The sequence below is a fragment of the Commensalibacter sp. Nvir genome (assembly GCF_963921845.1).
Taxonomy (GTDB): Bacteria; Pseudomonadota; Alphaproteobacteria; order Acetobacterales; family Acetobacteraceae; genus Commensalibacter.
Genome location: NZ_CAWUGZ010000003.1, coordinates 1 through 6,480 on the forward strand (window position 1 = coordinate 1; position 6,480 = coordinate 6,480).

Consider the following 6,480-nt stretch of genomic DNA (forward strand, 5'->3'; position numbering starts at 1 on the left):
AGTAAGTAACATTGCTAATTAAAAAGCATAAACGAGAATTTTCGACTGCAAAATTGATTTTTATCGTTCAAAGACCATGTAAATCTTGAGTTATACATAGTATAAAATGCAAGTATCAAGAAATAATTTATGCATCAGACATTCCTTACTATGAAGAACGCTAAGACAATAATTTAAGTATTTTAAAGATTTTATTTCTTTCATAATCTTACATTTAAAACCCTTTTTCTTATTTTTTAAAAAATCTCTTTTTTCAAAAAATACGCGTAATATTTTAAAATAAAAAGCTATATTCCTGTTATAAGTAAATCAATAAAATCCAAACTTTCTAAGGTTAAATAACCTTTTAATTATTATTACGAAAAATAGAATCTTAATTATGAAACAATTTCATACTCTTAATCATCTTAGAAAATCAATCCAGAACCTTCCTGCCCCTGAGGATCACTTTGAACAAACGATCCGTCAAAAACAAAACTCTTTATTCAAACCACCAGGAAGTTTAGGAGAACTAGAGAATTTAGTAGCTTGGCTTGCAACATGGCAAAAAAAAATTATCCCTTCGCTTAACCGCGTTCGCATTAAAATATTTGCTGGCAATCATGGTGTTGTTAAAGAAAACGTAACTCCTTATAATCCAAACCTCACAGAACTAAGGGTTGAGCAAATACATAAAAATCATGCAGCCATTAATCAACTTGCAACCGTCGCACAAGCTGAAGTGGAAATTATACGTGTTAACAACCTTTTAGCTACTAAAAATATTTGTGAAGCACCTGCTATGTCTGAAACAAATTTTTTAGAAGCTGTAGAGACTGGTTTTTTTTCTGTCTCTAAAGACATAGATTTACTAGCTTTAGGAGAGGTGGGCATTGGAAACACGACCATTGCCGCCGCATTAAGTGCCGCTCTTTTTGGTGGGGAAGGTGCACAATGGATCAGCAAAGGTGCAGGGAATTCTATTGAATATATGGTAAATAAACAAAAAGCAGTTGAAAAAGCTCTTATGTTGCACCAATCTTGCCTTAATGATCCCTTAGAAGTACTCAGACATTTTGGGGGATTTGAGCAAGCGGCATTGTTTGGAGCTATTTTGGCAGCCAGGCTACTCAACGTACCGGTTTTATTGGATGGTTTTGTCTGTACTAGTGCCGCCGCTGTACTTCAACAATTAAATCCTATAGGACTTTTACATACCAAAATTAGTCATCTTTCTGCTGAAAAAGGCCACTTACTTTTAGCAGGCAATTTAGATCTATACCCTTTGGTGGCTTTCAACATGCGATTAGGAGAAGCAACAGGATGCGCTGTAGTCATCCCCATTTTACGCGGTGCTTTATCATGTTATCAATATATGACCACTAATGGAGATATTGGGTTTTCTTTTTCTGAATAATTAACGGGCTTACAAATTTTACGCCAATTTTATCGCACTCTTTTTTTACATGCGTTTGGATTGGCCAACTCTAGATTTTTTTGCAAGATCCTTTAACTTACGTAATATAAATTTTATTTTTACTCCATAGTATAAAGTATTTTATGCTAAGATTTTCCTAAAGATTTATTGATCCACTTATTATACAAGCTTAAAGGTATTTCTACTAATAAATGCTCTGCGGAGCCACCTTTTAAATGTTGTTTTATAAAAATAATTTTACGCCCTACTTTGAATTATTAAAATTATCATCATCATGGCGCTTTTCTTTTTCTTCTTGTTTTAAGCTCCAGCGACCCACCAATATGTCCCATAATGAAAAAATTATAGCCGACATTGCAAATAAAAGAACGCCTAGTGACATAAAAATAATGACCGCGTCCATGTGAAATCCTATGGGCTAAATTTATGTATAAACTTGTGAAATTTTAAACTTCATTGCAATGGTACATTATTACAAACAAAAACAGCAAGAGGTAATCATACATAGTATGTTTTTTATTTATATTTATTTTACCTCTGGTTGAACAAATAGTGTTTAACTGAACTTATTGAACACACTTTTGGCTTTATTATTACAAATAACATTAAAGAGTAAAATTAAAATAACATTACTTGTAATAAGTTAGTTAAAATAAAATTTTAAACAAATATTAAATTATTTATTTAAAACCTTTGTCTTGGGTAACTCTTGAGCAATATAAGGAGGTAAACAAAAAGACGCACAATGAATTTCTGGCGACCAATAACGCGTCAATCCTAAAATACCTGTTTCAAATGCTCGCTTTTCGATAATTTCACGAGATTGATGAATTGTATTTTTTCCTTTTCCCGCAATGCCTAATGTCATAAATCCCCCAACATAAGTTGGGACGGCGGCAACGTATGCAGAAACATAAGAAAAAAACTTTGCTCGCCTCAAACTAGTTTCTTTTAATTCATCCGCTTGCATAAACGGTACCCCACATTGATTAACAATTAAACCCTGGGACGTCAAAATGCGCGAAGCATTGCTGTAGAACTCATCGGTAAAAAGAACTTCGCCTACTCCAATAGGATCTGTACTGTCAACGATGATAATATCGAAACTTTCACTTTTAGCCTCAGTTACATACTTGATACCATCCCCTATAATCACTTCAGCTCTAGGATCACCCCAACTAGAACCAGCAATTTCAGGTAAAAATTCTTTTGATAACGAAACTACATCGCCATCAATTTCAACCATCACAACGCGCTCAACTGTCTTGTGTTGTAACACTCTTTTTAAAACGCCACCGTCGCCAGCGCCAATAATCAATATATTTTTAGCATTTCCATGTGTTAGCAAAGGTACATGCGCAAGCATTTCTTGATAGACAAATTCATCTTTAGTGGTAATTTGCGTTACCCCGTCAAGAAAAAGTACACGTCCATAAAATTCGTTTTCAACAATTCGAATATCTTGATATTTCGACTGTTTGTGAACAAGTTCTTTATCAATCTTAAAACTTTGTTTCCAAACCTTATAAAGCGTTTCATCTGCCCATTGATTTGTCATAACTATTACCTCTCGTGCCCATATAAAAAAGCCAGGCAGAGTCAAGTTTGCCCAGCTTTTATATTTAAAAAAAAATTATAGAATTATAGGTTTTCTTTACCGCGTCTTTGCTCATCCAAAACAATACGTTCTGGCTCAAAAAAACGTTGAAGCACAGGTATAGCGGTATAAGGATCACAGGCACCACACATAAATATATCGAGAGCAGCAAAGTTACGCTCTGGCCAAGTATGGATTGAAATGTGACTTTCTGCCAAAACAACTACACCCGATACTCCCCCGTTCGGAGTAAAATGATGAAAGTGGCTATGCAAAATAGTAGCACCAGCAGTAACGGCTGCCTCGCATAATATGGAATCAATTGCATTTGGATTATCCAAATTAATTGCATCCCATAAATCAACAAGCAAATGGATGCCAGCAAAACGCATTCCATCGCGAACAATAAAATAATCTTTTCGATCTTCCATATTATGTGAAAGATCTGCCGAAACCTGGTTATTTCTCGGATTTTCCGAGACCATCCCCAGTTGAGCAAGTGCGTTCATATAACGTACCCCCTAACCAGTAGATAGCCTGTTGGGCAAATGCCCCCTTGGGCCAAAGAAAAGCAATAAATTAGAATATACTATTTTGATTAAAAAGTTTTGACTTTAAATTTCCGATTCCAAGTCATTTTAACTTCCTTCAATCAATATATATTCCACGAAATAACGATCCTCGTTATACTTGGGTTACTATATGATCTCTTCTTTTCCGAATCTCAAGTTTTTTTTTAATTAATTGTTTTTAATTAAAACGAGTATTTAATCAATCATGAAAAATTCTTTGTAAAAAAACAAGCAATTTATGAATAATTTCAAGAATTTATATTTTTTACTTGGCGTTGGCAACAGTTAATATTATAACCCTTTATCACTGGAGAAAATTGTTTTCTATTCCCTATGCAAAACAGGATGCATAAGAATATGTTGCCATTTAATTCTGACTATAAGCCTTCTGATGATGAAGAATTTATGAATCCTCTCCAAAAAGAATATTTTAAGAGGAAATTAGAAGCGTGGCGTGACTCGCTTTTACAAGATTCCACAGAAGCCTTAAATCATCTTTCGACAGACCAGACCACTGATATAGATTTAAACGACCGTGCAAGCTCGGAAACAGATAGAGCACTTGAACTTCGTACTCACGATCGAGCGAGAAAACTTCTTGCTAAAATAAATCATGCTTTACATAAAATTGAAGATGGAACCTATGGCTATTGCGAAGCAACAGGAGAGCCTATTAGTTTAAAACGCTTAGAGGCTCGACCCATTGCAACCTTATCTATTGAGGCGCAAGAGCAGCACGAACGAAAAGAAAAAATTTATAGAGACGATCTACCTGTCGATTGATTTTTTATTTCTATCCTTCTGTTATTTCTAACAAAAGGGTAGAAATAACTACATGTTATCGATCAATCTTACCGAGCCTAATTTAGCTGCAGCAATTAACCTTCCGTCTTGACACCATTTCCTAAGCTCAGTCATGGTATTACTATTTACAGCAGCATAATAATCTACTTTAAATCCTTCACTTTCTAGCGTTTGTACAGCTTCCTCTAAAACTTTTGAAATGTTTTGATTGTTCTGAATTTTTTTATAACTATTTTGTAATGTTTTATAAAGAAGTGATGCTTTTTCATGTTCGTCAGGAGTTAAAAATTTATTTCTTGATGATTTCGCCAAACCGTTTTTTTCTCGAACAATAGGTACACCAAAAATAGTTACTGGTATGTTTAAATCTTCAACCATTCTTTTAATCACTTGAAGTTGCTGCCAATCTTTTTCGCCAAAACAAGCAATAGTTGGCTTAATTAATGAAAATAAACGATTCACGAGTGTGGCCACTCCGGAAAAATGTCCTTTTCGTACAGCCCCTTCCCAATTCAACGCGGGTCCTTCTATAACAATGCGCGTACAGAAATTTTTAGAGTAAATATCATGAGCTTTAGGCAGCCAAACTAAATCCACTTGATTTTTTTCTAACAAGCGAATGTCATTTTCTTCAGTTTTAGGATAACGCAGGTAGTCATCCAATTGATCAAATTGCAATTGATTAACAAATATTGTTACTATACAATAATGGGATAATTCTTTTGCCTTTTTAATAACGGCAATATGCCCTTCATGAAGAGCACCCATGGTTGGCACGAGAGCAACTGAATGGTTTTGTAATTGGCTTCTTGATTGCAAAAATTCTTGTAATGTATGCGCAACAATCATTTTTTTCTCACTATTTCAATTTTTATAAATAAATAAGATTAATAATAAATCTTTTTTCATTAGGTATAGCTTTTGTCTGTAACAAGCATTAAACTGTTGACACATTAACTATCTATATAAAGTCAAAGTAACAATAAAAATTAATCTCCGTTAAGACAAAATGAGTTTCTAGTTAAATTTTTAGAAAGAGATAGTTTTACATGATCACCTTTCGTAGACTACCTTTTCTTACTACGTTAGCATTATTAACTTTTTTAGCCTCTTGCAGTGGCCCCAAGTCTAACCTAAAAACAACTACTAATCGTTATGAAAACAAAATTAATAATCCTTATTATAACGATAGAGTCCCTGACTTTGCATTGCAAAATTATGAACCTTTTTCAAGGCAAGAAACTGTTGCATTGGCATTACGGGAATGGAGACTTTTTGGACAACCAATTATAGATTATGACCCTTTATACCATCCAGAACCCACTAGTCCAGAAGTTAAAGAAGAACGTATGCCGGGTTTATGGCAACGTGTAGGTGAATATTGGTGGATAGGTATGGATCCTGGCGTTATAGAAGGAAGTTACACAGGTAAGCATACTGCAAATGGCGAAGTATTTGATTTTAGACAGGATGGTCATTATGCTTGGTCTGCAGCTTTTATTTCTTATCTTATGCGTATAGCTGGTGCTAACAATCGTTTTCCTTATTCGCCTAATCATTCCACTTATATTAATGCTGCAGCTGAAGGTACTTCTGCTGTTTTACAAGCACAAGATCCTGCCGTTTATGCACCTATGTTGGGAGATCTGATATGCACCGCTCGAGGAAAAAACAGAGATGCGATCAAATATTCAAGTTTACCAACCCCTTACACTTTTCCAGCGCATTGCGGTATTGTTGTTACAACACAACAAAATGCTCCACCCTTCGGGCAAGAAATAAGCATTATTGGTGGGAACGTTAACGACTCAGTCGCTTTAACTCATGTACCAGTTGATAATACGGGGAAATTGGCCACTGCAGAAGGTACAAGCTACGATTCACGCTATCCATGGTGTGTCGTATTAAAAGTTTTGTATGATGCAGAGGCTTCACCTTCTTCACATGATTAATTTTTATGTTAAAAAAACAGATGGGTAATTATTAATTAAACGTTTCAATCCCATAAAGCTGTACAACTCTATAAAGATTTATTATTTCATCGCCTATAATAACTTCAAACTAACTCCTTACACTGCTTAGATTTATAT

General features: G+C 34.6%; 7 protein-coding genes. 3 read left to right on the plus strand and 4 right to left on the minus strand.

Annotated features, from left to right (window positions below):
• Nucleotides 1-379 precede the first annotated feature (379 nt).
• Nucleotides 380-1,396 carry a nicotinate-nucleotide--dimethylbenzimidazole phosphoribosyltransferase gene (locus AABE15_RS00155; protein ID WP_338329252.1) on the plus strand — a complete coding sequence of 339 codons (1,017 nt, stop codon included), beginning with the start codon at nucleotides 380-382 and terminating at the stop codon, nucleotides 1,394-1,396.
• 265 nt (nucleotides 1,397-1,661) lie between these two features.
• Here the strand turns inward: AABE15_RS00155 and AABE15_RS00160 are convergent, their stop codons facing one another.
• The 3 genes from AABE15_RS00160 to speD all read right to left on the minus strand — a co-directional run bounded on the left by AABE15_RS00160 (nucleotide 1,662) and on the right by speD (nucleotide 3,523).
• Nucleotides 1,662-1,820 (minus strand): hypothetical protein, encoded by a 159-nt coding sequence (locus tag AABE15_RS00160; RefSeq protein ID WP_338329253.1) that lies wholly within the window; start codon nucleotides 1,818-1,820, stop codon nucleotides 1,662-1,664.
• Between the two features lie 273 nt (nucleotides 1,821-2,093).
• A complete protein-coding gene (speE, locus tag AABE15_RS00165) occupies nucleotides 2,094-2,975 on the minus strand; it encodes a polyamine aminopropyltransferase (RefSeq protein WP_338329254.1) in 882 nt (293 codons plus the stop codon).
• 83 nt (nucleotides 2,976-3,058) lie between these two features.
• The gene (gene speD, locus AABE15_RS00170; RefSeq protein WP_338329255.1) at nucleotides 3,059-3,523 is read right to left on the minus strand and encodes an adenosylmethionine decarboxylase; all 465 of its coding nucleotides are present in this window, start codon (nucleotides 3,521-3,523) and stop codon (nucleotides 3,059-3,061) included.
• 420 nt (nucleotides 3,524-3,943) lie between these two features.
• On the opposite strand from speD, the gene dksA reads away from it, so the two are divergent.
• Nucleotides 3,944-4,369: an RNA polymerase-binding protein DksA gene (gene dksA, locus AABE15_RS00175; RefSeq protein WP_338329258.1), complete on the plus strand. Its 426-nt coding sequence runs from the start codon at nucleotides 3,944-3,946 to the stop codon at nucleotides 4,367-4,369.
• A gap of 48 nt (nucleotides 4,370-4,417) precedes the next feature.
• On the opposite strand, the gene panC is transcribed toward dksA, so the two are convergent.
• Entirely contained in the window at nucleotides 4,418-5,239 is an 822-nt protein-coding gene (gene panC, locus AABE15_RS00180; protein ID WP_338329256.1) for a pantoate--beta-alanine ligase, read from the minus strand.
• A 200-nt stretch (nucleotides 5,240-5,439) separates the two neighbouring features.
• Between panC and AABE15_RS00185 the strand changes: the two genes are divergently transcribed.
• Entirely contained in the window at nucleotides 5,440-6,342 is a 903-nt protein-coding gene (locus AABE15_RS00185; RefSeq protein WP_338329257.1) for a DUF2272 domain-containing protein, read from the plus strand.
• The last annotated feature ends 138 nt before the right edge of the window (nucleotides 6,343-6,480 follow it).

What these genes read in the sequence shown, in the direction of transcription:
- speE (WP_338329254.1), bottom strand. Translation starts at nt 2,975, where the DNA reads ATGACAAATCAATGGGCAGATGAAACGCTTTATAAGGTTTGGAAACAA.
- speD (WP_338329255.1), bottom strand. Translation starts at nt 3,523, where the DNA reads ATGAACGCACTTGCTCAACTGGGGATGGTCTCGGAAAATCCGAGAAAT.
- AABE15_RS00155 (WP_338329252.1), top strand. Translation starts at nt 380, where the DNA reads ATGAAACAATTTCATACTCTTAATCATCTTAGAAAATCAATCCAGAAC.
- AABE15_RS00185 (WP_338329257.1), top strand. Translation starts at nt 5,440, where the DNA reads ATGATCACCTTTCGTAGACTACCTTTTCTTACTACGTTAGCATTATTA.
- panC (WP_338329256.1), bottom strand. Translation starts at nt 5,239, where the DNA reads ATGATTGTTGCGCATACATTACAAGAATTTTTGCAATCAAGAAGCCAA.
- dksA (WP_338329258.1), top strand. Translation starts at nt 3,944, where the DNA reads ATGTTGCCATTTAATTCTGACTATAAGCCTTCTGATGATGAAGAATTT.
- AABE15_RS00160 (WP_338329253.1), bottom strand. Translation starts at nt 1,820, where the DNA reads ATGGACGCGGTCATTATTTTTATGTCACTAGGCGTTCTTTTATTTGCA.